This window comes from Micromonospora sp. NPDC126480 (assembly GCF_040302465.1).
In the GTDB taxonomy this organism is placed as follows: domain Bacteria; phylum Actinomycetota; class Actinomycetes; order Mycobacteriales; family Micromonosporaceae; genus Micromonospora.
Genome location: NZ_JBEORU010000002.1, coordinates 86542 through 111488 on the forward strand (window position 1 = coordinate 86542; position 24947 = coordinate 111488).

Annotated in this window: 9 protein-coding genes; 5 read left to right on the plus strand and 4 right to left on the minus strand. The window is 73.7% G+C overall.

Features of this window, described 5'->3' with window-relative positions:
- The first annotated feature begins 92 nt into the window (after window positions 1–92).
- Window positions 93–1208, plus strand: coding sequence for a capreomycidine synthase (gene vioD, locus ABTW87_RS02150; protein ID WP_350647687.1), 1116 nt, complete (start codon window positions 93–95; stop codon window positions 1206–1208).
- Here vioD and ABTW87_RS02155 read toward each other — a convergent pair.
- The 4 genes from ABTW87_RS02155 to ABTW87_RS02170 are packed head-to-tail and all read right to left on the minus strand — an operon-like array spanning window position 1195 to window position 9796.
- Window positions 1195–2379 carry a cytochrome P450 gene (locus tag ABTW87_RS02155; RefSeq protein ID WP_350647688.1) on the minus strand — a complete coding sequence of 395 codons (1185 nt, stop codon included), beginning with the start codon at window positions 2377–2379 and terminating at the stop codon, window positions 1195–1197. The two genes, vioD and ABTW87_RS02155, sit on opposite strands and share 14 nt — an antisense overlap.
- The gene (locus ABTW87_RS02160; protein ID WP_350647690.1) at window positions 2376–4709 is read right to left on the minus strand and encodes a M20/M25/M40 family metallo-hydrolase; all 2334 of its coding nucleotides are present in this window, start codon (window positions 4707–4709) and stop codon (window positions 2376–2378) included. Before ABTW87_RS02160 ends, ABTW87_RS02155 begins: the two co-directional genes overlap by 4 nt.
- Complete coding sequence (locus ABTW87_RS02165; RefSeq protein ID WP_350647692.1) at window positions 4699–5151, minus strand: SRPBCC family protein; 453 nt, start codon at window positions 5149–5151, stop codon at window positions 4699–4701. The genes ABTW87_RS02160 and ABTW87_RS02165 overlap by 11 nt, the downstream gene beginning before the upstream one ends.
- Window positions 5126–9796: a condensation domain-containing protein gene (locus ABTW87_RS02170; protein WP_350647694.1), complete on the minus strand. Its 4671-nt coding sequence runs from the start codon at window positions 9794–9796 to the stop codon at window positions 5126–5128. The genes ABTW87_RS02165 and ABTW87_RS02170 overlap by 26 nt, the downstream gene beginning before the upstream one ends.
- 242 nt (window positions 9797–10038) lie before the next feature.
- Between ABTW87_RS02170 and ABTW87_RS02175 the strand changes: the two genes are divergently transcribed.
- From ABTW87_RS02175 to ABTW87_RS02190, 4 genes are read left to right on the plus strand one after another with little or no spacing between them, the layout of a single operon-like run.
- Window positions 10039–13143, plus strand: a complete 3105-nt coding sequence (locus tag ABTW87_RS02175) for a non-ribosomal peptide synthetase (protein ID WP_350647695.1) — start codon at window positions 10039–10041, stop codon at window positions 13141–13143.
- Window positions 13140–14288, plus strand: a complete 1149-nt coding sequence (locus ABTW87_RS02180; RefSeq protein ID WP_350647697.1) for a thioesterase domain-containing protein — start codon at window positions 13140–13142, stop codon at window positions 14286–14288. Before ABTW87_RS02175 ends, ABTW87_RS02180 begins: the two co-directional genes overlap by 4 nt.
- Window positions 14285–19552 (plus strand): type I polyketide synthase, encoded by a 5268-nt coding sequence (locus ABTW87_RS02185; protein ID WP_350647698.1) that lies wholly within the window; start codon window positions 14285–14287, stop codon window positions 19550–19552. The genes ABTW87_RS02180 and ABTW87_RS02185 overlap by 4 nt, the downstream gene beginning before the upstream one ends.
- Before the next feature lie 20 nt (window positions 19553–19572).
- On the plus strand, window positions 19573–24945 hold the full coding sequence (locus tag ABTW87_RS02190) for an SDR family oxidoreductase (RefSeq protein ID WP_350647700.1): 5373 nt from the start codon (window positions 19573–19575) through the stop codon (window positions 24943–24945).
- Window positions 24946–24947: the final 2 nt, after the last annotated feature.

Below are 24947 nucleotides of genomic sequence, written 5' to 3' on the forward strand. Positions count from 1 at the left end.
CGACGCGAGCGTACTCATCCGCAGTCGCACGGCACCTGTCACCGCTTCACGCGACACCCCCGCGCGCGCCCCGACCATCGATAGTGAGGTGCATGAAGATCGCGCTGGCCAAGCTCGAGGAGTGGATGCGGCTCTATTACCACAACGTCGACCACGACATCGGCAGCAGTGGTGTCCGCGACCTGACCATCAAGGAACTGCGCGAGATCTGCGGCTTCGACCTCGACGAGCTCGATCCGATGATCTTCCACGACAGCGAGAGCTTCGGCGGCACGGTGTTGCGCACCGCCCTGGCCGACCGGTGGCTCGCCGGGGACGTGGACCGGATGATGGTGACGCACGGCTCCAGCGAAGCGATCTACATCGTCATGCACACTGTGCTCGACCCGGGCGACGAGATCGTCGTGGTCGACCCAGCCTACCAGCAGCTCTATGACATCGCCGGCGCGCTGGGCTGCACGATCAGCCGCTGGCCGCTGCGGCAGGCCGACGGCGGGTTCGCCGTCGACCTGGCCGAGCTGCGCAAGCTGGCCGAGCGCCGGCCGCGCATGATCGTGGTCAACTTCCCGCACAACCCAACCGGCCGCTCGATCACCCCGGAGCAGCAGCGTGAGCTGGTCGAGATCGCCGCTGAGGCGGGCGCCTGGCTAGTCTGGGACCATGCCTTCGGCGAGCTGACCTACGCCGCCGACCCGCTGCCGCTGCCGATCTGGTACGACCGGCTCATCGCATTCGGCACCTTCTCCAAGAGCTACGGCCTGGCCGGCATTCGGGTCGGCTGGTGCGTGGCGCCGAACGAGCTGCTCGCCCGGATGGCGGTGCTGCGCGACTACATCGCCCTCTACGTCTCGCCCGTGCTGGAGTTCTTCGCCGAGAAGGCGGTACGCAACGCCGACCGGATCGTCGCGATGCAGCGCGAGCACGCCGCCGGCAACCTGCTTTACCTGACCGAGTGGGCGGACCGGATGGGTGACCAGGTGCGGCTCGACCCGCCGGACGGCGGGGTCACCGCGTTCGTCCGGCTCCCACGCTGCGCCGACGTCACCGACCTGTGCCGGCGCCTCGCCCAGGAGCATCGGGTGCTGCTGGTCCCGGGCGAGTGCTTCGGCGACGACTTCACCAGATATGCCCGGCTGGGCTTTGGCGGCACCCGCGCCGAGCTGGCTGCCGGGCTGGCGGCCCTGCAAACGGTGCTCAGCGACGGGTGACGGTCGCCGGCAGCGAGATGAACCCGCGCTGGTGCGGCGAGTGCACCCGGCGGGCCCGGGCCATGTCGATCTCGTAGTCGGACACCAGCGCGCCGAACTCCTCCAGCGCGATGGTGATCTCCAGCCGGGCCAGGCCGGCACCCGGGCAGAAGTGCGGCCCGTGGCCGAAACTGATCATGGCGCTGGTGTCCCGGTCGAGGGCGAACACGTCCGGGTCGGCGAACACCCGCTCGTCCCGGTTGGCGGAGGCGGGCAGCAGCGCCACCCGGGCGCCGGCCGGTAGCCGCTCGCCGTGCAGCACCGTCTCCTCGGTCAGCGTGCGGGCCATCATCTGGCTGGGCGAGTCGAAGCGCAGCGACTCGTTGCACCAGTCCGCGGCGCGGCCGTACAGCCCGGCTTGCCGCACCTCGGGCAGCCGCCACCCGTGGTGCAACGCGATGCCGATCTGCTTGCCTGTCGACTCGTTGGTGGCGCTGACCATGAGGAAGAGGAACGCGACGAGTTGCCCGTCGGTCAGCGGGCCCTCCTCCGTCTCGGTGTCCAGCATCGCCGAGAGCAGGTCGTCGCGCCGGCGGCGCCGCCGGTCATTGATCAGGTCGACGTAGTAGACGGCCAGCCGGAAACCCGCGGCCACGGTCGCCGCCGATCGCGTGTCCGAGCCGTCCTCGCAGTGGTTGAGCAGGTCGTTGTCGGCGCGCAGCGCGTCGCGGTCCGCCGCCGGGATGCCGATCAGCTCGCACATCACGTCGTGCGGCAGCGCGGCGCCGAAGTCGGCCAGGTCGAACGTGCCCCCGTCGCGCAGCGGCGCCAGCCGGGCCCGGGCCAGTTCCCGGATCCGCGGCTCCATCGTCTGCACCCACCGGGGCTTGAAGACCGGCCCGGTCAGCCGGCGCATCCGCCCATGCCGGGGCGGGTCCATGGCGAGATAGAAGCTGGTCTTCTCGGCCTCGGGACCCCACAGGTCCGGTTCCAGCGAGATGCCGTTGCGGCTGGAGAACAGGCCCGGGTTGCGCAGCGCCGCCTGCACGTCGGCATAACGGGACAGGGCCCAGAAGTTCCGGGACTCGTTCCGATACAGCGGCGCGTTCTCGCGCATCCAGGCATAGGTCGGATAGGGGTCCTCGTGCAGGCGGTACGAGAACGGGTCGTAGACGGGTTGGGTCGTAGTCATAGCCGGTGGGTGCTCACGACGAAGGTCTGCCCGGCGACCGACGGCCAGCTCGCCCAGCTCAGGTCCGCCGGCAGCGACGGCGCGGAGGCGGGCAGGCCAGCCGTGGTCGTGGTGACCAGGATCCGCAGCGGGCCGGTGCCGCGCGACCGGATGGTCAGCTCGACTCCGTCGGCCGGCGGCCCGGCATAGCCGAAGCCCCAGCCCCAGGGCGCCGAGGCCGCCCCGACGTTGCGCCCGCCCGGCAGCTCACCGCCGTCGACCGTGGCGCCGAGAATCTCGTGCGCGGACGTGTCGGCGAAGACGATGATGCTGTAGACGTCGGAGGGCACCCGGATCCGGGTCTGGGTCGTGGTCTCCCCGTCCTGCACCCGCGTGGTGGGCTGCTCCACCTGCGCGCCGCGCACCTCGGGCGCCACCGCCGCCGGTCCGGCCTGCAGCGGAGCACCGGCCAGGTGCGGCACCCGTTGGTCGGGAACGATGCCGCCGCCGTTGAGCAGCGGCCCGACCACCGGCTGACCCGGTCCGCCATTGCTGATCCACGAGGCCCGCCCGGCGTCCGCCTCCAACAGATAGCCGAGGCTGACCGGCTGCGGGTGGCGACTGCTGTAGCGGTCGCCGACCGCCACGACGACGATCGCGGCCACCCCCGCGACGGTCAGCGCGAGCATCCCGGCGGTGAGCGCGCGGCGCGGGGGCAGCGGGCCGAACGCGGTCAGGAACGCCGCGCCCAGGGTGATCGCGAGCAGCAGACGCAGCGCGGTGAGCGGCAGGCCGAGCGGAGGGACCATCAGCATCACGACCGGCAGCACCAGCACCACGGCCACCGCCGCGAACACGCCGCCGGCCACCGCCGTCCACACCGGATCGGCCAGGCCGCGCCGCAGCGTCAGCCACGCGCCGGCCAGGCCGGCGAGCGCCGGCCAGGTGAACAGATAGGCCGCGCCGGGAGCCAGGACCGCGCAGGCGACGGCCAGCAGGCTGAACCAGCCGGCCACGCCGACTATCGCGTCCAGCGCGGACGCGCGCCGTCGTGCCCAGCGATACCAGACGAGCAGGGCCACCAGCAGCAGCGCCGCCGCGCCGATCAAGTACCGGGCCGGGTGGTAGACCCCGCCCATCAGCAGGAACGAACCCGGCGACCGACCGGCCAGGATCAGCCAGCCGACCTGCCCGAGAACAGCCGCGGCGAGCAGGCACAGCGGCAACGTGACGACCGTGCGCAGCACTCCGCGCGGGGAGAGCCCGCGTCGCCGGCCCCACCACAGCAGCGCCAGGAAACCGGCCGCCGCAAGCACCGCGAGCGGGAGCACGAGCAGGGCGGGATACCAGATCACGGTTCCGAAGAACGAGAAGAAGGTGCCCTCGCTGCCGGTGTCGGCGAGGTCGGCGTCGGCCAGCTCCTGGGCGGCGCCCAGCCCGGCCTCGCCCATGTCCTGCACGCTAGCCCGGCTCAACCGGTCGGCACTGTCGTGGGCCGTGTGATAATGGCCCGCGCTGGCCAGGTGGGCGAGGTTCAGACCCCGCATGCCAGCGTCGCCGAGCACGCTCAGGTCGGTGTCGTTTGGCATCGCCCGATAGACCTGGACGGCCGCCGACGTGGTCAGGGCGCCCGACGCCCGTACGGCCGGGGTCAGGTCTCCCCCCACGGTCTCGAACATGACCGCCGGCCCGGATGAGCCGCGTGCCTCGAAATTCACCACCACCACCCGGGCCGGGTCGCCGACGGCGCCCGAGTCCAGGAACGCCTTCGCGCCGAGCAGCCCCTGCTCCTCCGCGTCGGTGAAGAGCACGCCGATGTCGTTGCGGGGCTGTTCGCCGGCCCTCAGCACGCGGACGATCTCAAGCAGCGCGGCGACGTTGCCGCCGTTGTCGGCCGCGCCGGGCCCGATCGGCACCGAATCGTAGTGGGCGACCAGCAGCACCTGCCCGGTCGACTGCCGGCCGGCGATGGTGGCGTAGACATTCGACACCGACCCGGCGTCCAGCGTGGTCTCGGTTGCCCGCACGGCGACCCGGTCCTGGACCGAGGGTTTCAGCCCGGCGGCCCGCAGCTCCGCCACCAGATAGTCGCGGACCTGCTGGTGCGCCGGCGAACCGGTGGGGTGTGTCCGGGCGGCGATCCGGTCGAGCTTGGCCATCGCCCGGTCGGCGGAGAACTCCGTCGCCGGTGCGGACGCTGGTTTCGGCCCGGCCGGCCGCAGGCTCAGCAGAGTCAGGACGACCAGCAGAATCAGCGCGCCGATCGCGATCAGCGCGGGTAGCGGGCTCGTCCGCCCCGGCGGCGGCGTCTCGGTGCGTGGCGGCAAAGCGGTCACGGTCTCAGTCAGCACGGCTCGCCCTTTCGCCTCGCGCGGCGTAGCACTCCTCGACGTATGTCTTCGCGTTCTCCAGCTCTGTTCGCATCCAGCCGAGCTGTTTCTCGTACTCCGCCGCACTGTCCGCCGGCGACTTCACGTTCGTCATGATCAGTTCGCTGCCGCGGTGGTTGGGCGCCACCCGATAGGGGATGAAGACCTCGGTGCCGTCGGCGAGCGTCACGGTGTGGTCGAGCAGCCGCAGCTCCTCGTGGAAATGGCTGGTCAGCTGGACGTCGCCGGTCGGGCTGGCGACCACGAAGGTGTCCGCCGACATCGGGCGCACCTCCAGCGCGAACGGGGAGAAGCGGGGCCAGCCGGCGACGTTCGCCAGCGTGGCCCAGACGAAGTCGACCGGCGCGCTGATCGAGACGCTGTAGCTGTCGGAGCGCTCAGTGGCGCAGGGAGGTGTGCTCATCGGTCTCCTCGGCGGGTGCGGCGGGGCCGGCCGCGGCCCGGTCGATCCAGGCGGCGAGCTGGTCCAGCGTGGGATGGGCGAACAGTTCGTCGATGGTCAGGTCGACGCCGAGACCGGTACGAACCCGGGCGACCAGCCCGGTGGCCTGCAACGAATTCGCGCCGAGTTCCCAGAAGGTGCCGCCGACGCACGGCGTGCCGACGATCTCCAGCCAGACGCCCGCCAGCCATTGCCGGGTGGTCTCGGAGGCCGGGACCGCGCCGAACGGCGGCGCGGGCTGCGGGAGCCGGTCGCGGTCGATCGTGCCGGCGGCGGTGAGCGGCAGGTCGGCGACGGGGACCAGGACGCGGGGGAGCAGGTTGGCGGGCAGACGGCCGGTGAGGAACTCACGCATCTCGTGCGGGTCCGGCTCGGGACGACCGGGCCAGCCGCAGACGTACGCGGTGAGGCCGTCGCCCACGGGCACGGCCACGCCGTGCCGGACCAGCGGATGGTCGGCCAGCGCCTCCTCGATCCGCTGCGGATCGAGCCGGTCGCCGCGCACGGTGACCCGGCGGCCGGCGTCGCCGACCAGCTCGAGGCGGCCGTCGGCGTGCCGGCGCACCAACTCGCCGGTGGTGCACATCGGCCCGGTGCCGTGCGGGCCGGCCACGAAGGTGCGGGCCGTGCGGGCGGGTGCACCGAGGTAACCATCGGCGACCGCGTCGCCGGCCACGAAGAGCCGGCCCGGCACGCCGATCGGGGCCGGCCGCAGCCGGTCGTCGAGCACCAGCGCCCGGGCCCCTGGCACCGGGAGTCCGGGATGCGGGGACAGGGTCACGTCGCCGGTTTCGGCCGAGCCCAGCGCCACGTGCAGTCGCGCGCCGGGCCAGGTGGCGTGGAACCGGCGTTCGGTGTCGGCCGGCACCGCGTCGCCGCCGCAGATCACCTGGCGCAGGGTCGCCGGTGCGGCCGCGCCGATCAGTTCCCGCAGCTCGGCCGGGCCCGTCCGCAGCGCGGTGATGCCCAATCCCGCCGCGTCGGGGTGGCCGCCCGGAGCCGGCAGCACGACGGCGGCGCCGCAAGTGAGTGGCCAGAACAATTCGGTCAGCCAGGCGTGCCCGCCCTCCGGCGAGGCGTTCAGCACGCGGTCGCTCGGCTCCAGCGGGACGCCGTCGCGCAGCGCGGCGATGCGGGCCCGGACGGCTCGATAGGAGACGACGATCGGCGCCGGACCGCCCCCGAGGATCACCGCCGGAGCGGCTGGGTCAGGCTCGGCTAAGCGGGCCTCGGTGTTCGTGCCGGCGACATTATCGGCCGCTGTGACGACCAGAGCGGGCGCCGGGCCGGCGGAGCTGCCGGGCGGCACCAGGCAGGCCCCGGCCCGCCAGACCGCGAGCAGGGCGGCTACCCGCAACGGCCCGTCGATGCGCACCCCCACCGGCAGGCCGGGCCGGACGCCGCGCTCGCGCAGCCGGTGCGCCAGCCGGCCGGCGGCCCGGTCGAGCTCCCGATAGGTCAGCCCGGCGCCGTCGGCGGCCAGCACCGCCGGGGCGTCCGGGGTCCGCGCGGCGATCGCCGAGATCTGCTCGTGCACCGGGGGAGCGGTGGTGACAGGCGCGGCCTCGAGCAGCGCCTGCCGCCGTTCGGCCGCCGGCATGACCTCCAAGTCCGTGGCACGGGTGCCGGGATCGGACAGACCGGCCGTGAGGGCGGTGGCGAAGTGGTCGGCGAAGCGCTCGATCCGCTCCGGGTCGTAGAGCTCGGCGGAGTAGTCGATGGAGAGGTAGAGGCTGCCGTCCGGAGCGTCGGTGACGTCGACCGCCATGTCCCACAGCGTGTATTCGTCGTGCAGCCCGAACTGTTCGCCGGTGACGTCGTCGCCCAGACGCAGGGCGGCGTTGATGCCCGGCGGGTGCAGCGTGAGGCCGATCTGGAAGAGCGGGTTGCGGCCGGTCACCCGCTCCGGCCGCAGCGCGTCCACGACCAGCAGGAACGGCACGTCCTGGCGGCTGGTGGCGTCGAGCACGACGCGGTTGCAGCGGTCGACCAGCTCGGCGAAGCTCGGCTCGCCGGTCAGCTCCGGCCGCAGCACCACGATACTGCCGAGATATCCCACCATCGACTCGATCTCGGCGCTGGTACGGCCGGTGAGCAGCGAGCCGACCGGCAGGTCGAGCTGCCCAGTCCAGCGGTGCAGCACGGCCAGCAGGCCGGCGTGCAGCACGGCCAGCAGCGAGACCCGGCGCTCCCGGGTATAGGCGCGGACAGCGGCCGAGGTCTCGGCGGGCAGCACGCGGAAGACGTTCGCGCCGGCACCGGTCGGCCGGGCGGGCCGGGGCCGGTCGGCCGGGAAGTCCACGGTCGACAGGCCGGCCAGCGCCTCGCGCCAGTAACCGATCTGCCGATCGCGTTCGGGTCCGGCCAGCCAGCGACGCTGCCAGACGGCCAGGTCGGCCGGTTGCACCCGGGCCGGCGGCAGCTCCGCCGGGACGCCGGCGCGGGCGGCCGCGTACGCTGCGGAAAGCTCGTCGCCCAGGATCCGGCCCGACCAGCCGTCGGTGACGATGTGATGGAAGACCATCACGACAACGAAGTCGTCCGGCGCGACGCGCCCCACCCCCACCCGGAACGCCGGCGCGGCCGCCAGGTCGAACGGCTCGGTGTAGAGGCCCCCGGCCCACGGCTCGACCTGCTCCTCGGTCAGGTCGGTCACCGGCAGCCGAGTCTGCGCCGGCGGCGGGTCGATCACCTGGCGGGGCACGCCGTGCTCGGCGACGAACCGGGTGCGCAGCGACTCGTGCCGCACGATCAGCGTGTGCATCGCCCGCTCCAGCGCGGCAACGTCCAGGTTGCCGCGCAGTCGCAGCGGGATCGGCACGTGGTAGGACGTCCAGTGCGGGGCCACCTGGTGCATGAACCACATGGCCTCCTGCTGGTGGGTGCACGGCATCGACGGCTCCCGCGGCACCGGCACCAACCGCGGTGTCTCGTCGCGGCGTGCCTTCTCGGCGCGCTTGCGGGCCAACAGCTCCTCCAGCCGGCCGATCTCCTGGTCGAGGTCAGCATCCGACTCGGGTGCGTCGGTCTCCTCCGGCGCGATGGCCCGGGCCAGCTCGCGCACGCTGGGATGGGCCGCGATCAGCGCGACCGACGCACCCTCGATGCGGCCGGCCGCACGCACCGCGTCGAACGAGTCGCCGCCCAGCATGAAGAAGCTCGTGGTGACGTCGACGCTGGGCCGCTCCAGCACCTGCCGGTAGACCTCGGCGATGCGTTCCTCAACGGCGGTTGCCGGCTGCTGGCCGGGTGCGCTGTCCGCGACGGTCGCGGGAACGGGTAGCGGGCCGGCCGCCGGCCGGGCCGGTGCGATCTGCCCCACCCGGTCCGCGCGGGTCACCGCCTTTAGCGCCGCGGTCAGGTCGGCCACCAGGTTGTCGACGAAGCCCGCGGGAAACCGGTCCCGGTGCACCAGCATCTGTATCGTGCCGGAGCCAGGGGCGAAGGTGGCGGCGATCGGGGTGCTGGTCTTGTCGAAGAGCACGTCCGGGCGGAACGTGAGCTCACCGGCGAGCATCGCCGGGTCGATCGTGATGCTGTAGTTGTCGATCGACAGGGTGCTGTCGAAGAGCTGCTGACCGGACCGGCCGACCCACCGCTTGATGTCGGCGAGCGACGTGTACTCGTGCCGCCGCAGCTGGGCGGCGGCGTCCTGAATCCGGCGCAGCCAGTCGCCGAGGTCGCCCTCGTCGGGCACCTCGATCGGCAGTGGCAGGGTGTTCGCCAGCACACCGATCATCCGGTCGATGTTGGGCAGGTCCGCTGGGCGGCCCGCGGTGACACAACCGAGGACGACGTCGGCGCGGACGCTGTGCCGGCGGATCACCGCAGCCCACACCCCGTACGCCAGGGTGCCCACGGTGACGCGGTGCCGGACCGCCGCCTCGCGCAGCCCGCCCAGCAGGGCGGCGGGCAGTTGCACCTCGCGCCGGTCGATCGGGCCGGTGCCCTGCCGGGGGTCGGCCGGGGCCAGCGGCCGCAACCGGTTCGGAGTGGCGCCGCCGAGCAGGCCGGTCCACCAGCGGCGGCTCGCCTCGGGGTCCTGCCGCTGCAACCAGGCGATGTAGTCGCGGTAGGGCGGGGCCGGCGGCGAGGCCGGCCAGCCGGCGGTCCGGGCGCGGTACTCGCCGAGCAGTTCACCCAGCAGGATCGGGATCGACCAGCCGTCCATCAGCAGGTGATGGAAGCTCCACACCAGGCCGAACCGCTCGTCGCTGACGCGCACCACGTGCAGCCGCTGCAACGGCGGCACGGTCAGGTCGAAGCCGGTCGCGGCGTCGGCGGCGCGCAGCCGCTCCAGCCGGTCGGCGAGGTCATCCCCGGCATCCGGCCAGTCGTGGTGGATCACCGGCAGGGCGACCTCGCGGTGCACCACCTGCAGCGGCTTGTCGAGGTCCTCCCAATGGAAGGAGGTGCGCAGGGCCGGGTGCCGGTCGGAGACCGCCTGCCAGGCCGCCACCAGCGCGTCGAGGTCGAGCTTGCCGTCGACCAGATAGGTCTGCTGACTCAGGTACATGTCCGGCGCGCCGTCGTGTGCGCTGTGCAGCAACATCCCGCGTTGCAGCGGAGACAGCTCATAGATGTCCTCGACGTTGCTGGCGCCCACGGTCACCCCTTGTCCTCGCCGGCCTCCGCCCACACGCGACCTTCGGTGGGGCCGACACTACGAACCGCCCGATCACCCGTCGTGTCACCGGAAACCGTGGCCCGCGTGCCGGCCGGGGTCGACGGGTCGCCGGTTCCGGCGACACGACACCCCTCGGACGCCGCCCGTAGCGTCGGTGCGGCAAGGCTCGCAGGAGGGGGGTAATCGTCGGAATGCCGGTTCCCGGAGGTCCCATCCTGTCGATGCCCCATCCCGACCAGCCACCGGCCGCCGAGCCGCCGACCCCGCTCGGCCCGCGCCAGCACGCCGTCTGGATGCTGCAGCAGCTCGCGCCGGAATCAGCCGTCGCCAACCTCAGCATCGCCCTCCGCAGCAGCCAGACCCTGCGCTGGTGGCCGCTGGAAGCCGCGATCAACCACCTAGCCACCCGGCACCCGGCGCTGCGCACCCGATTCCCGGTCGCGGCCGGCGTGCCGGTGCGGCACGTCACCGCCCCGACCGACCTGCGGCTCACCGTCGACGTCGAGGCGGCCACCGAGGACGACCTCACGGACCGGCTCGACGCGGCCGCCGCCCGGCCCTTCGACCTCGCCACGGACCTGCCCGTGCGGCTGGTCCTCGTGCAGCTGGCCGAGGGCGGCAGCGTGCTGCTGCTGGTGGTGCACCACATCGCCGCGGACGCCGCGTCGGTGGCCCGGCTGGTCGGCGAGCTGGCCCGGGCGTACGACGCGTTCGCGGCGGGCGACAGCCTGCCCGCGGACATGGCCGGCGAGATTCTCGCGGTCGCCGACGCCGCGCCGCGCGCCGAGGACGTCGCGTTCTGGCGGGAACACCTGCGCGGCCACGACGCCGCCGCGGCGGTGCTGCCCACCGCACGGCCCAGCCCGGCGTTGCCCACCTTCGCCGGCGAGACGTTGATCGACACGCCCGCGCCGCCGACCATGGCCGCCGTCGGCGCCCTGCGCAAAGCGCTCGGCACCACCGAAAACCTGGTGCTGCTCACCGCGTTCTACCTGACCCTGTTCCGCCACGGGGCCGGGACCGACCTGGTGGTGGGGGTACCCGTCACCGTCGGCCGCGACCGCCAGGCCAAGGGGGTCGGCTTCCGGGCCAGCACCATGCCGCTGAGGGTCGTCATCGACCCGGACGAGGGCTTCGCGGCCTTGGCCCGGCGGGTGCGCGAGGCCTTCCTGGCCGGCGCGCAGCACGCCTCCGCCTCCACCGAGGACCTGCTCGCCGAGATCGGGCACCGGTCCGGAGACTGGCGGGTGCCGCTGTTCCGCTACATGTACAACTACCGGCCCTGGCACGACACGAACGTGAGCCTCGGAGGGGAACCTCTGCGGGCCGTCCCGCTGCTGCGCACGGCGACGCAGCTCGACATCCAGCTCGTGGTGATCGGCGGCGGGCAGACGCCGGAGACGATCACCACGTACGGCACCGACGTGCACGACCGTGCTGAGATAGCAGCACTGCTGGAGCGGATGGCGGCGCTGATCCGGCGGGCGTCGGCCGACCCGCACCGGCCGATCCGCGAGCTGGCGATGACCACCGACGCGGAGGAGCGGCTGCTCGCCGCCGCCAACGACACCCTGCGGCCCGGGTTCGGCGACACGTCCGTGGCACGGCGGTTCATCGGGCACGCCGAGCGGGACCCGGCGGCGACGGCGCTCATCGAGGACGGGCGGGAGTATTCGTACGGCGAGCTCCGGGCGGCAGCGGGACGGATCTCGGGCCGGCTGCGCGAGGCGGGCGTGGGCCCCGGCGACACCGTCGGCGTCGCCCTGCCGCGCGGCTTCACGATGGCCGCGGCAATGCTGGGCGTGTGGGGGGCGGGTGCCTGTTACCTGCCGATGGCCGTCGGACAGCCCGAGGCGCGCATGGTGGCCCAGCTGACCGACGCGGGCGTGCGGGTGCTGATCACCGAGTCCGACGCCGACCGGCCCGGCGGCATCGCCGTGCTCACCGAGACGGACCTGACCGCCGGCGACCCGATCGAGCCAACACTGTCCGGTCTGGACGACTCGGCATACGTCATCTACACGTCCGGCTCGACGGGACAGCCGCGCGGCGTGGTCGTCACCCATCGCAACCTGGCCAACGTCGTGGCCGACTTCGCCGACCGGCTCGGCGTCACCGGCGCCGACCCGGTGCTGTGGTCGACGACCACGGCCTTCGACATCTCCGCCCTCGAGGTCTTTCTGCCGCTGAGCCTCGGCGGCTCGGTCGTCGCCGCCGGTCGTACCACCCAGACCCGGCCACGTGACCTGCTCGACCTGGTGGCCCGGCACGACGTCGTGGTCGTGCAGGCGACCCCGACCTTTTGGCGGCTCGCCGTCGCCGAGGTCACCGGCGACGAGCTACGCGGCCGCACGGTACTGTGCGGCGGCGAGCCGATGTCCGCCGAGCTCGCCCGCGACCTGGTAGCCACCGGGTGCCGCCTGCTCAACGTCTACGGCCCCACCGAGACCACCATCTGGTCGACCGCCGCGGAGGTCGACGCCAGGGTCACCGGCACGGTACCGATCGGCCGGCCGATCGCCAACACGCACGTCTTCGTCGCCGACCAGCACGGCGCATCCCTGGCGCCCGGGCTGCTCGGCGAGTTGTGCATCGGCGGTACCGGGGTGAGCGCCGGATATCTCGGCCGGCCCGAGCTGACCGCGCAACGGTTTCCCGGCGCTGGCGCGGACCGGTACTACCGCACCGGCGACCTGGCCCGCTGGCGCGCCGACGGCACCCTGGAGCTGTTCGGCCGCAACGACCGGCAGGTCAAGCTGCGCGGCCACCGCATCGAGCTGCCCGAGATCGAGGCCGTGTTGCAGGCCCACGACGAGGTGGCGGAGGCAGCGGTGGTGATCGTCGGTGACCCGCAGGCCGGAGCGGAGCTGCGCGCCTTCGTCACCGCCGCCGGTCTGACGTCGGCAGACGGCCTGCCCGAGCGCATCTGGCCTCACCTGCGCGACATCCTGCCCGCCTATTCGCTGCCGTCGCGCATCACCGTGCTGCCCGAGCTGCCGGTGAGCCCGAACGGCAAGCGCGACCTGGCCGCCCTGGCCGCGATGGAGGTGACCGGCCCGGCCACCGCCGCCGCAGCCGACCGCGGCCCCGACCGCCGCCCCGAGCTCACCGCGAAGCTGGTCACCCTGTGGCGCGACATCCTGGGCCGGCCCGCGCTGGGCGAGCACGACCACTTCTTCCTGCACGGGGGGCACTCGCTGCTGGCCGTGCGGCTGGCAGCCCGGGCCGCCGAGATCGCCGGGACCGACGTCGCGGTCCGGCTGGTCTTCGACCATCCAACCCCGCGGCAGCTGTCCGCCCGCCTGGCCGAGGAGTCCCGCCCGTGACCCAGAACATGCCAGCGACCACCCCAGGCGGGTGGTTCGTCCGCGTCGGACCGGGCCTGAGCAGGGAGAGCGCCACCCGGCTGTACGTCTTCCCGCACGCCGGCGGCGGGCCCGGGGCGCTCGGTGCGCTCGCCGCCGCCCTGCCCGCGTCGGTCGAGCCGTGGGCGCTGCACCTGCCCGGCCGTCAGGCCCGCATCGCCGAGCCGCCGCGCACCGACCTCGAGCCGTTGCTCGACGAGATCGCCGCCGATCTGACCGCGACAGCGGGGGAGTACGCGCTGTTCGGCTTCTGTGGCGGCGCGCTGCTGGCCTTCCTGGCCGCCCGCCGCAGCAAGCCGACGCACCTGTTCGTCGGCTCCTACGCCGCGCCGGATGTCGCCGGCATTCCCCACCGCCTGCACACGCTGCCGAGCGATCGGTTCTGGGACGTGGTGCTCGCCCAGGGCGGCGTCGCACCGGAGCTGGCCGAGCGACGGGACCTGCGCCCGCTGCTGGAGGACGCGATTCGGGCCGACTTCGCGCTGTACGCCGGCTATCGGCCGGACCGGGCCCCGCCGCTCGGCGTGCCGGTCAGCGTGCTCTACGGCCGCGACGACCCCGAGCTGATCACCGGCGCGCTCGTCGGCTGGCGCCGGCAGACCGGCACGCGGCCCGCGCTGTACGAGCTGGACGCCGGCCACTGGCTGATCGACGAGGACCCGGCCGGGGTGGCGGCCTGCATCACGGCCCGGCTCGCCGGCGAGGAGGCACCGCCGGTGCGGCCCGCGGCGCGGCTCGCCGACCCGACCGTGCCTGTCGCACCAGACCGCGGGACGGACCTGCCGGCCGCCGCCGAGGACGTGCTCGCGGCGATCCAGCGGGCGGTGAGCGACGCCGTGGGGCGGCCGCTCGGCGAGAACGAAAACTTCTTCGACGCCGGCCTGGGCTCCTCCGACCTGGTGCGGGTGCACGCCGCCAGCACGGCGGGGGTGACCGACCCGTTTCCGGTCACCGCGATGTTCGCGTATCCGAACCTGCGCGCCCTGCGCCATCACCTGGCCGCCGGGCACACGGCGGACGGCACCGGCGTCGACCAGCGCCGCCGGACCGGCGAGACCTGGCGCGAGATGCGCCGACGACTCCACGGCGAGAGTGACCAACGATGAGTGATCTGTTCGAGCCGATCGCCATCGTCGGGATGGCCGCGCGACTGCCCGGCGCCCGCGACGTGCACGAGTACTGGAACAATCTGATCGCCGGCCGTGACTGCATCTCGTCACTGAGCGACGACGAGTTGCTGTCTGCCGGTGCCACCCTCCAGCAGATCGCCGACCCGTCCTACGTGAAGCGGGCGGGCCTGGTACCCGGCTTCGACGAGTTCGATCCGGACTTCTTCCGGATGACGCCGCGCGAGGCTGCGGTCTGCGACCCGCAGCAGCGGCTCTTCCTCGAGTTGACCTACGAGGCGATCGAGAACGCCGGCTATCACCCGTCCACCCTCGGGCACGAGGTGGCCGTCTACGGCGCGTCGGCGCCGGCCCGCTACGGCGACTACAACGTGCTGACCAACCCGGAATACAACCTGGGCGCCGACATCTTCGGGCTCGCCGTGCTGAACAACATCGACTACCTGGCCACGCTGGCCTCCTACAAGTTCGATTTCCGCGGGCCGAGCATGGCCGTGCTCACCGCGTGCTCCAGCTCGCTTGCCACGATTTTGATGGGCTGCCGGTCGCTGCACGTCGGCGAGTGCGACGTGGCGATCGCCGGGGCGGTGCACGCGGTCATTCCCTATCACGTCGGTTATCGCTGGAGCCCCGGCGACGTGCGCTCACCGGACGGGGTCGTGCGGGCCTTCGACGCGGGCGCCACCGGCACCCTCTTCTCCAGTGGGGCCGGCGCCGTGATGCTGAAGCGGCTCGGCGACTCGATCGCGGACGGCGACCACATCCTGGGCGTCATCCGGGGCATCGGCGCCAACAACGACGGCTCGGACAAGGTCAGCTTCAGCGCGCCGAGCATGCGCGGGGTGACCAACGCGGTGGTCGACGGTATGGCGCTGTCCGGTTTCGGCCCGGCCGACATCGACTGCGTCGAGATGCACGCGACCGGTACCCCGATCGGCGATCCGATCGAGGTCAAGGCGCTGGCCGCGGCGTATAGCCGGCTCGACGGCCGGCTAGCCGACGGCGCGATCCCGGTCGGCTCGGTGAAGTCGAACATCGGACACGGCGCGGCGGCCGCGGGTATGGCCGGCCTGCTCAAGCTGCTCCTCGCCCTGAAGAACGAGCAACTGCCGCCGACCATCAACGTCGCCCGGGCCAATCCGCGGCTGGAGATCGAGCGCAGCCCGCTGCGCGTCAACGACACGATCAACCCTTGGCCGCGTACGACGAACCGCGTGCGTCGCGCCGGCCTGACGTCGCTTGGCATCGGTGGCACCAACTTCCACCTGGTGCTCGAGGAGGGCCCGGCGCCGGCGCACACCCCGCACCTGAACCGCCCCCGGATCGTGGTCTGGTCGGGCCGGGACGCTGCCGCCCGCGCCGCCAACCGAGCGGCCCTGGCCGACTACTTCGCCGCCGGCCGCGACGACGAGTTCGCCAGCGCGGTGGCCACCCTGCAGCACAGCCGCGGCGAGTTCGCGCTGCGCGGGGCCGCGATCTGCACCGACCCGCGCGACGCCGCCCGGCAGCTCTCCGCCGACGGCAAGGTGCTCACCGGCGAGGTCTCCGGCGACGAGCCGCCCGGGGTGCTGTTCACCTTCCCCGGGCAGGCCGCGCAGCACGTGCGGATGGCGGCCGGGCTGGTCGGCAGCCACCGGGTCTTCACCGAGACGGTGGACACCTGTCTGGAGGTGCTGGACCGGCACGGCCTTGACCTCTACCCGCTGTGGCAGGACGAGCAGCCCGGGGATGCGCTCTACGAGACGGCGAACGCGCAGCCGCTGCTGTTCACCATCGAGTACGCGCTGGCACGGCAGTGGTCGGACTGGGGCATCCGGCCCGCCGGCCTGCTCGGGCACAGCGTCGGCGAACTCGTCGCGGCCACCGTCGCGGGCGTGTTCGAACTCGAGGACGCGCTGCGGTTGGTGGCCGCGCGCGGCCAGGTCATGCAGGCGCAGCCGCGCGGCTCGATGCTGGTCGTGGCGGCCACCCCAGACCGGGTGCGGGACCTGTTGGGCGACGATCCGGCCGTCACGGTGGCCGCGGTCAACGCCGCCGAGCAGGTTGTCGTCGCCGGTCCGGACGAGGCGGTGACGGCGGCCGCCGCGCTGTTCGCCGAGGCTGGCGTCGCTACCCAGCCGCTACGCACCTCGCATGCCTTCCACAGTCCGGCGATGGCGCCCGCGGTCGACGAGTTCCTGGCCGTGTTCGAGGGGGTTCGGCTGCACCCGCCGGCGATCCCGGTCTTCTCCGCCGTGACCGGGCGGCGGCTCAGCGACGATGAGGCCGTCGACCCGGCCTTCTGGGCCCGGCAGATCGCCGAGCCGGTGCTTTTCGCCGACGCCGTGGGCGCCGCCGTGGCCGGCACCGAGGGGCGGTTCGTGCTCGAGGTGGGCCCCGGCCGGACGCTCAGCGGCCTGGTCCAGCGTCACCCGGCGGTCGCCGGCGCGTGGCGGGTCCTCGCGTCGTTGCCCCGGCCGGGCAGGCAGCCGGACCCACGGTATGAGGAGCGGACCATCCTGGACGGCCTGGCCGAGCTGTGGCTGAGCGGCGCACCGGTGGACTGGCCGCGGGTCTACCGCGACGAGGCCCCGCAACGTGTCCCGCTGCCCGGCTACCGGTTTCAGCGTGCCCGCTACTGGGTGGACCCGGCCCCGGCCGCCGCGGCGGCCCCCGTGGCTGCGACACCCGCTTCGCCGCCGGAACAGCCGGGACCGGCGGAGATCGGGCCGTTCGCAGTGCCCGGCTGGGTCGAAACCCCACCGCCGGCCGGCCGGACCCGGCCGACCGGCACCACCCTGGCGCTGGTTCCCGCCGACCCCGCCTCCGCCACGCCCTACGTCGCTGCGCTGCAGCAGGCCGGCCATCGTGTGGTCCGGGTGCGCCCGGGCACAGCACGCGATGAGCGGGCCGGAGCGTTCGTGGTGCGTCCCCGGCACCTCGCTGACGACCTCGCCTGGGTGCTGGACCGGCTGACCGCGAGCGGCCGGGCGCCGGCCACCCTGGTGCACGCCTGGGGCGCCGGGCCGCTCGCCGCCGACCGAGACGCCGTGGACGACGAGCTTGACCTGACCGTCTTCGCCCTTCTGGACCTGGTGCGCACCGCCGCGCGCGAGCCGGTCGACGGCCGACTGCCCGAGCTGATCGTGCTCACCAGCGGCGCGGTGGACGTCTCGGGCGGCGAGCCGTTGATCCCGTGCCGGGCCGCGCTGGTGGCCGCCGCACGAACCTATGCGATGGAGACCGCCGGGGCGGGCTGTCGGGTGATCGACACCGGGCCGGTGCGGGCCGAGGACATGCTGGTCGCCGAGCTGCTCTCCGGTGCCCCCGACCGGCTCGTCGCACTGCGCGGCAGCCGCCGCTGGACGCCGGTGCAGCGGCCGTGGCCCGGGACCGACGACGAGCCGGCGATCCGGCGCGGTGGCGTCTATCTGATCACCGGCGGCCTCGGCGGCCTGGGCCTGGCCGTGGCCAAGGGCCTCGCCGCGACCGGCCGCCGACCGCGGCTGGCCCTGCTCGCCCGAACCGTCCGGGACGTCGCCGACGACCTCGCCGAGATCGAGGCTATGGGCGCCCAGGCGACGGTGGTGGCCGCCGACGTGGCCGACGGGCCGCAGCTGCGTAAGGCGTTGGACGAGGTCGCCGAGACGCTCGGGCCGATCAGCGGAGTGCTGCATCTGGCCGGACTGGCCGGTGGCGGGATGCTGCAGATGCGCGACCGGGCCGACGCCGCCGACGTGCTGCGGCCCAAGGTGCACGGCACACTCGCACTGGCCGCCGCGCTGGCCGGTCACCCGCCGATCGACTTCGTGGTCTGCTTCTCCAGCCGCGCCGCGCTGACCGGCATGATCGGCAACGGTGACTACGCCGCCGCGAATGCCTTCCTCGACGCCTTCTGCGCCGGGCAACCCGGCTGGCGGAGCATCGACTGGCCGCCGTGGACGACGGTCGGCATGGCCGCCGGCGGCGTCGTCGACCGGCTCACCGACCGGCTGCGCGCCGCCACCTCCGCGGCGGCCTCGGTGCTCACCCACGAGACGGTCGTCGCGGCCGCCACCCACTGGGAGCTCGACGAGCACCGCATCAAGGACGCAGCGGTAATGCCCGGCACCGGCACCCTCGACCTGGTGCTGCGGGCCCTGCCGGAGCTGGTGCCCGAGCTCGCGGGCCCGGTGACGCTGACCGACGTCATGTTCCTGCGGCCGCTGGTCGCGGACGCTCCGCGGCGGTTGCGGACTACCGTGGAGCCGGACGGCGACCGGGCCTGGCGGGTGCGCGTGCACGTGCGCGGGGCGGACGTGGACGAGTACGAGCACACCTCGTTCCGGATCACCCCGGCCGACAAGCCGGCGCCGGTCGCCGACGTCGCCGAGCTGCCCGCCGGGATGGCCGAGACCACGCCGCCGACCATGCTGCCCGAGCCGGGCGCCACGATGGTGTTCGGCCCGCGGTGGCGGTGCGTGCGTCGGCTCTGGGAGTCCGCCGACACGATCGTCGCCGAGCTGGAGCTGTCCGAGCCGTTCCGCGGTGAGGCCGCCGGGCGGGCGGTGCATCCATCGCTGGTGGACGTCGGTACTGGGCTGCTGCGCCGCCGTCGGCCGGACGAGCTGGTGCTGCCCTTCCACTACGAGCGGATGACCTGGTGGTCGCCGGTGCCCGGGCGGGTGTTCTGCCGGCTGCGACAGCGTCCCGGCACAGACCTCGTCGCGGACGTGCAACTCGTCGCAGACGACGGCACGGTGGTGACCGAGGTGGTCGGCTTCCGGCTGCGACCGCCGGTCGTCGATCCCGCTTCCGATCCCGCTTCGGCTCCCGCCGAGGTGCCGTCCGGTGAGGGTCTGTCCCCGGACGACGGCGTGCGGTTGCTGCTGCGGCTGCTGGCCGCGGGCGGGCCGGCCCAGGTGGCGGTGCTGCCGCATCGCGATGGACGGCCGGTGCCGCCGGACGAGCCGCTGGTCTCCGCCGTCGCAGCCCCGACCGCGCCGGCGGCGGAGCCGGTGGAGGCGGCGGTCGCGACCGTGGCTGCGACCGACGGCGGCGCCGTGCAGGACCGGCTCGCCGAGCTCTGGACGCAGGTGCTCGGCCGAACGGGGATCAGTCCGGAGGACGACTTCTTCGCCCTCGGCGGCGACTCGCTGATGGGCGTGGGGCTCGTCGGCCGCATCCGCGACACGTTCGCGATCGAGGTGAGCATCGGGGCCCTGTTCGAGTCGCCGACCCTCGGCGAACTTGCCGCGGTCCTGGTCCGGCAGGGCGCGCGATGACCGACTCGGAGGAGGTAACGGTGCTGGACTCGGACGATGCGATCGCCGTGGTCGGGGTGGCCGCCAGGGTGCCTGGCGCCCGCGATGTCGAGGAGTTCTGGCTCAACCTCGTCCGCGGCCGGGAGTCGGTGACCGAGCGCACCGACGAGGAGCTGCGGGCCAGCGGCGTCGCCGAGGAGCTGATCGCCGACCCGGCCTATGTGAAGACCGCGTCGATGATGCCCGAGGCCGAGTACTTCGACGCGCAGCTGTTCCGGATGACGCCGCGCGAGGCCGAGCTGTGCGACCCGCAGATCCGGCTGTTCCTGGAGATGGCCCACTCGGCGATCGAGAACGCCGGCTATGACCCGGGGACCCTGCGCGATGGCGTCGGTGTGTTCGCCTCCGCCGGGCCGGCGCACTACGCCGAGCAGCACCTCCTGCGGCACCCGGAGATCGCCAACTCGGCGCTGTCCGGCATCGTGACGCTCAACCACGGTGACTACGTCGCCACCACCACGTCGTACAAGCTGGATCTGCGTGGGCCCAGCGTGACCGTGCTGACGGCCTGTTCGAGCACCCTCGTCGCGCTGCACCTTGCCTGCCAGTCGCTGCGCATCGGGGATTGCGACGTCGCCGTGGTGGGCGGTGCGGACATCGAGTTTCCCTACGGGCACGGCTATTTGTGGGCGCCGGGCGGCGTGCGGTCCCGCGACGGGCACTGCCGACCGTTCGACTCGGCGGCCAGCGGCACGGTGTTCGGCAGCGGTGCCTGTGCGGTGATCGTCAAGCGGCTGGACGACGCGATCGAGGCCGGCGACCAGGTGCGTGCCGTCATCCGCGGCATCGCGCTGAACAACGACGGGGCCGACAAGGTCAGCTTCGGCGCACCGAGCAAGGCCGGGCAGACCGCGGTGATCATGGAGGCGATGGCGCTTGCCGGGGTACGCCCCGAGGACATCTCGTACGTCGAGGCGCACGGCACCGGGACGGCGCTCGGTGACCCGATCGAGGTGGCGGCGCTGACCGAGGCGTACACCCGGCTGGCCGGCGGCCCGCTACCGCCGGGTCGGTGCGCGCTCGGCTCGGTGAAGGGCAACGTCGGCCATCTCGGCCCGGTGGCCGGGATCGCCGGGCTGGTCAAGGCCGTGCTGGCGCTGGAACGTGAGCAGCTGCCGCCGAGCATCAACTTCACCGCCCCCAACCCACGGCTGAAGATCGAGGAGACCCCGTTCCGGGTGCAGGACGCCCTCACCGCGTGGCCGCGCGACCCGGAGCGCCCGCGCCGGGCGGGCGTCAGCTCGATGGGCATCGGCGGATCCAACGTGCACGTCGTCCTGGAGGAGCCGCCGGCACAGCGGTTCGAGCCGCACGACGAGCGACGCCGCGTCATCGTGTGGTCGGGCCTGACCGCCGACGCGGAGCAAGCGGCTCGGGCGCCGCTCGCGCACTACTTCACCGCCCGCGGCGAGGCGCTGTTCGCGGACGCCGTGGCCACCCTGCAGCACGGGCGGGCCCGGCACCCGGTGCGGGCCGCCGTCGTGTGCACCTCCGCGCACGACGCCGCGACCGTGCTGCGCGAGTCCGACCCGCGACGGATCCACACCGGCCGCACCACCGCCGCCCCGGCCCGCCCGGTCAGCCTGCTCCTGCCGGGCCAGGGCTCCCAGCACATCCGAATGGCGCACGACCTCTATCTCCGGGTGCCCTCCTTCGCCACCACCCTGGACGGCTGGTTCGATCTCTTCGGCGACACCGGCCGTGAGCTGCGGGCGTGTTGGCTCGGCGAGTCCGACCTGGACATCACCGACACCCGGCAGGCCCAGCCCCTGCTGTTCGCGGTCGAGGCCGCGCTGGGCAACCTCTGGCAGTCCACTGGTGTGCGGCCAGCGGCCCTGCTCGGGCACAGCGTCGGCGAGCTCGTGGCCGCCACGGTCGCCGGTGTCTTCACCCCCGCCGACGGCGCCAAGCTGGTGCTCGCCCGGGCCCGGGCGATGCACGACCACCCGGCCGGCGGCGGCATGCTCGCCGTCGCCGCCGCCGAGGAGCAGGTTGGCGACCTGCCGGCCGACGTCACGGTCGCCGTGGTCAACGGGCCCGACCAGGTGGTGCTGGCCGGCCCGCACGACGCTCTGGACCGCGCCGCCGCGGCGCTCGGCGACCGGGGCCTGCGCACCCGGCGCCTGGAGACCTCCGACGCCTTCCACACGCCGCTGCTCGGCGACGCCGCGAACGCGTTCGCGCAGGCTTTCGCCGATGTCACGCCGGCCGCTCCGGTGATCACCGTGTACTCCGCGGCCACCGGCCGCCCGATCACCGCGGAGCAGGCCGCCGATCCGTCCTTCTGGGCCGGCCAGTTGGTCGGTCCGGTGCGCTTCGGCGCCGCCCTCGACGGGCTGCTGGAGACCGGCACGGGCGTGCTGCTGGAAAGCGGCCCGGGTCAGGTGCTGACCGGGCTCGCCCGCCGGCACCCACGGGTGCGCCAGGGCGCCTTCGTCGCCGTGCCCACGCTGCCGCTGGCCGGAACCGACGGCGACGACACCACCACGATGCTCGAAGCCGCCGCCCTGCTGTGGGCCGAGGGCCACGACATCGGCTGGGAGGCGCTCGGCCAGGCGCCGTTGCGGCAGCGGGTGGCGGTGCCTGGTTATGCGTACCGCCGTCAGCGGTACTGGATCGACCCACCGGCGCCGCAGGCCGCGCCACCGACCCCCGAGCCGGTGGTCCAGGCGCCGCAGGCGGAACCGCAGGCTCCGGTCACCCCTTTCTCCACCGAGGAGTGGCGGCCCGCCCCGGGCGGCCCGGTGACCGGCGACAACCGGGGCCGCACCGCGGTGGTGCTGCTGCCGCTCGCCAAGGACCGGGCGCTCGACATCGTGCTCGCCCTGCACCAGGCTGGGCTGCGGACCGTGCGGGCCCGGCCGGGCAGCGACTATCACGCCCACGGCGACGAGTTCAGCTTGCGCGACGGCTCCGCCGAGGACGTGGCCCGGATGTTCGACGAGCTCGCCGCCCGCGGGGTCCGGCCCGACCTGCTGGTGCACGCGAGCGCCGCCGCCACCTGGGAGCCGGTCTCCGCGGACACCCTCGGCGAGCAGCTCGACCGCTCGGCCAACACCCTGCACGCGCTCATCCGACACGGCCTGCGCACCGGCGCCTCCAACAAGCTCCCGGAACTGCTGACCGTGGCGACCGGCTCGGCGGACGTGTCCGGCTCGGACCCCCTGGAGCCGGTGAAGGCGACGCTGCACGGGCTCGTGCGGAGTCTCGCCAAGGAGGTGCCCTGGCTGTCCTGCCGGCTGATCGACATCGCCGGCAACACTCCGGTCGAGCAGCTGCGCGACGAGCTGAACCGGGCCTGCGACGACCTCGTGGTCGCGCTGCGCGGCCGGCGCCGGTGGGTGCCGCGCGAGGTGCCGCTGTGGGTCACACCCGGGCCGCAGCCGGTCATCCGGCACCGCGGCGTCTATGTCATCACCGGTGGGCTTGGCGGTCTCGGCTTGGAGATGATGCGCGGGCTGGCCGCCACCGGAACGAGCCCGCGGATTGCACTGCTGGGCCGGCACGTGCCGGACAAGGGGGCGGAGCCGGCCGCGGTCGCCGACGCCACGGCTCTCGGCGCCGAGGTGCGGCTGCTGCGCTGCGACGTCGGCGACCTGCGCCAGGTGCGCCGGGCACTCGACGTCGTCACTGCCCACTTCGGTCCGGTCAACGGCCTGCTGCACCTGGCCGGGGTGGCCGGCGACGGCATGCTGCAGGTGCGCCGGCCCGAGCAGATGGCCGAGGTGCTGCGGCCCAAGGTGCAGGGCACGTACGCCCTCGCCGAGGCGCTGGCCGGTCGCCCGGAGCTCGACTTCGCCGTGCTCTTCTCCAGCCGCGCCGCAGCCGACGGGCTGGCCGGCAGCGGTGACTATGCCGCAGCCAACGCCGTGCTCGACCTCTATGCACGCGACACCGGGCTGCCGGCCGGGCGGGTGCTCAGCATCGGCTTTCCGAGCTGGGCGGACGTGGGCATGGCGGCCGCCCCGCCGCCCCCGCCCGAGCCCACCGGTGTGGTCCGCTGGGAGACCACACTCGACGACGCCGGCACCTGGGCCCTGGACGAACACCGGCTCGACGGACGGCCGCTGCTGCCCGGCACCGCCTGCCTCGACCTGATGCTGCGCGCCTTCCACGAGCGCCTGCCGGCCGACGACGAGTCGCTGGCCGTGGTGATCTCGGACGTCGCGTTCTCGGTCCCGCTCGTCGCGAGGGCCGCCCGGCGGGTCCGGATCGATTTCGTGGCCGATGGCGACACGCACTCCTGGGCGCTGCTGTCCCGGCCGGCCGATCGGGCCGGCGCCGGTTGGGTGCGGCATGTCACCGGCCGGATCGCGCGACAGGCGGTGGCCGCCGACAAGGCGGATCTCGAGGCGCTGCGCCGGGATACCGAGCCGCGGCCGCTGCCGGACACCGGCGAGCCCGGCCGGCTGTTCCGGCTCGGCCCCCGCTGGCGCGGCATCACCGAGCTGCTCGCCCGGGGCGAGGAACGGCTCGTCTCCGTGCGGCTGCCAGCGGCCTTCGAGGCCGATCTCGACGTGCACCCGCTGCACCCGGCGCTGCTCGACTGCGCGACCGGCTCGGCCCGCGACGAGACCGAGCCGTTCCACGTCCCGTTCCTCTACCGCCGGATGGTCGTGCACGGCTGGCTGCCCGCCGAGCTGATTGCGCACATCCACCGCCGGAAAGTGGCGAACGGGCTGCTCGTCGCCGACATCGACCTGTTCGACCCGGACGGCCGGGTCCTGGTGCACATCGACGGCTTCACGATGCGGCGGGTCGACGGACCGTCTCTGGGCGACGCGGAGGTCGGCGCGGACGAGGCCGAGGTCGAGGCGGACACGGTCGCGCCCGAGGCCGGATCGCGGCCGGACGGCGCCATCGGCATCCCGCCCGCGGTCGGCGTCGACCTCGTCTTCACCCTGCTCTCCGCGCCGACCCCGGAGCGGGTCCTGGTGCGACCGTTCGTCGACGGCCGGCCGGTGCCGCTCAGCGAGCCAGGTGGTAGCGGGATGTCACCCGTTGCGGCTCCCGCGGCCGCCGCCGGGCCGGTGGCTTTGCCGCCGGCGCTCGTGCGCCTGGTCGAGCCCGTACCGGCGCCGCCGGCCGAGCCCGCTGCGCCGCCCGCGCCGGTGGCTGTGGGCAAGGCCCCGATGCTCGACCGGCTGCGTGTGCTCTGGACCGAGACGCTGGGCATCGACGACATCGCGGTCGACGACGACTTCTTCGAGTTGGGCGGCAACTCGCTGTCCGCGGTGGAGCTGATGTCGCGGGTCCGCGACGTGTTCGGCGTCGAGCTCAACATCGGGCTGCTCTTCGACGCGCCCACGCTTGAGCAACTCACCGTCCTGCTCCGGCGGCAGGTGGAGGACTGAGC

Coding starts and splice junctions, on each gene's coding strand:
- ABTW87_RS02165 (WP_350647692.1), bottom strand. CDS start 5,151: ATGAGCACACCTCCCTGCGCCACTGAGCGCTCCGACAGCTACAGCGTC.
- ABTW87_RS02155 (WP_350647688.1), bottom strand. CDS start 2,379: ATGACTACGACCCAACCCGTCTACGACCCGTTCTCGTACCGCCTGCAC.
- ABTW87_RS02185 (WP_350647698.1), top strand. CDS start 14,285: ATGAGTGATCTGTTCGAGCCGATCGCCATCGTCGGGATGGCCGCGCGA.
- vioD (WP_350647687.1), top strand. CDS start 93: ATGAAGATCGCGCTGGCCAAGCTCGAGGAGTGGATGCGGCTCTATTAC.
- ABTW87_RS02175 (WP_350647695.1), top strand. CDS start 10,039: ATGCCCCATCCCGACCAGCCACCGGCCGCCGAGCCGCCGACCCCGCTC.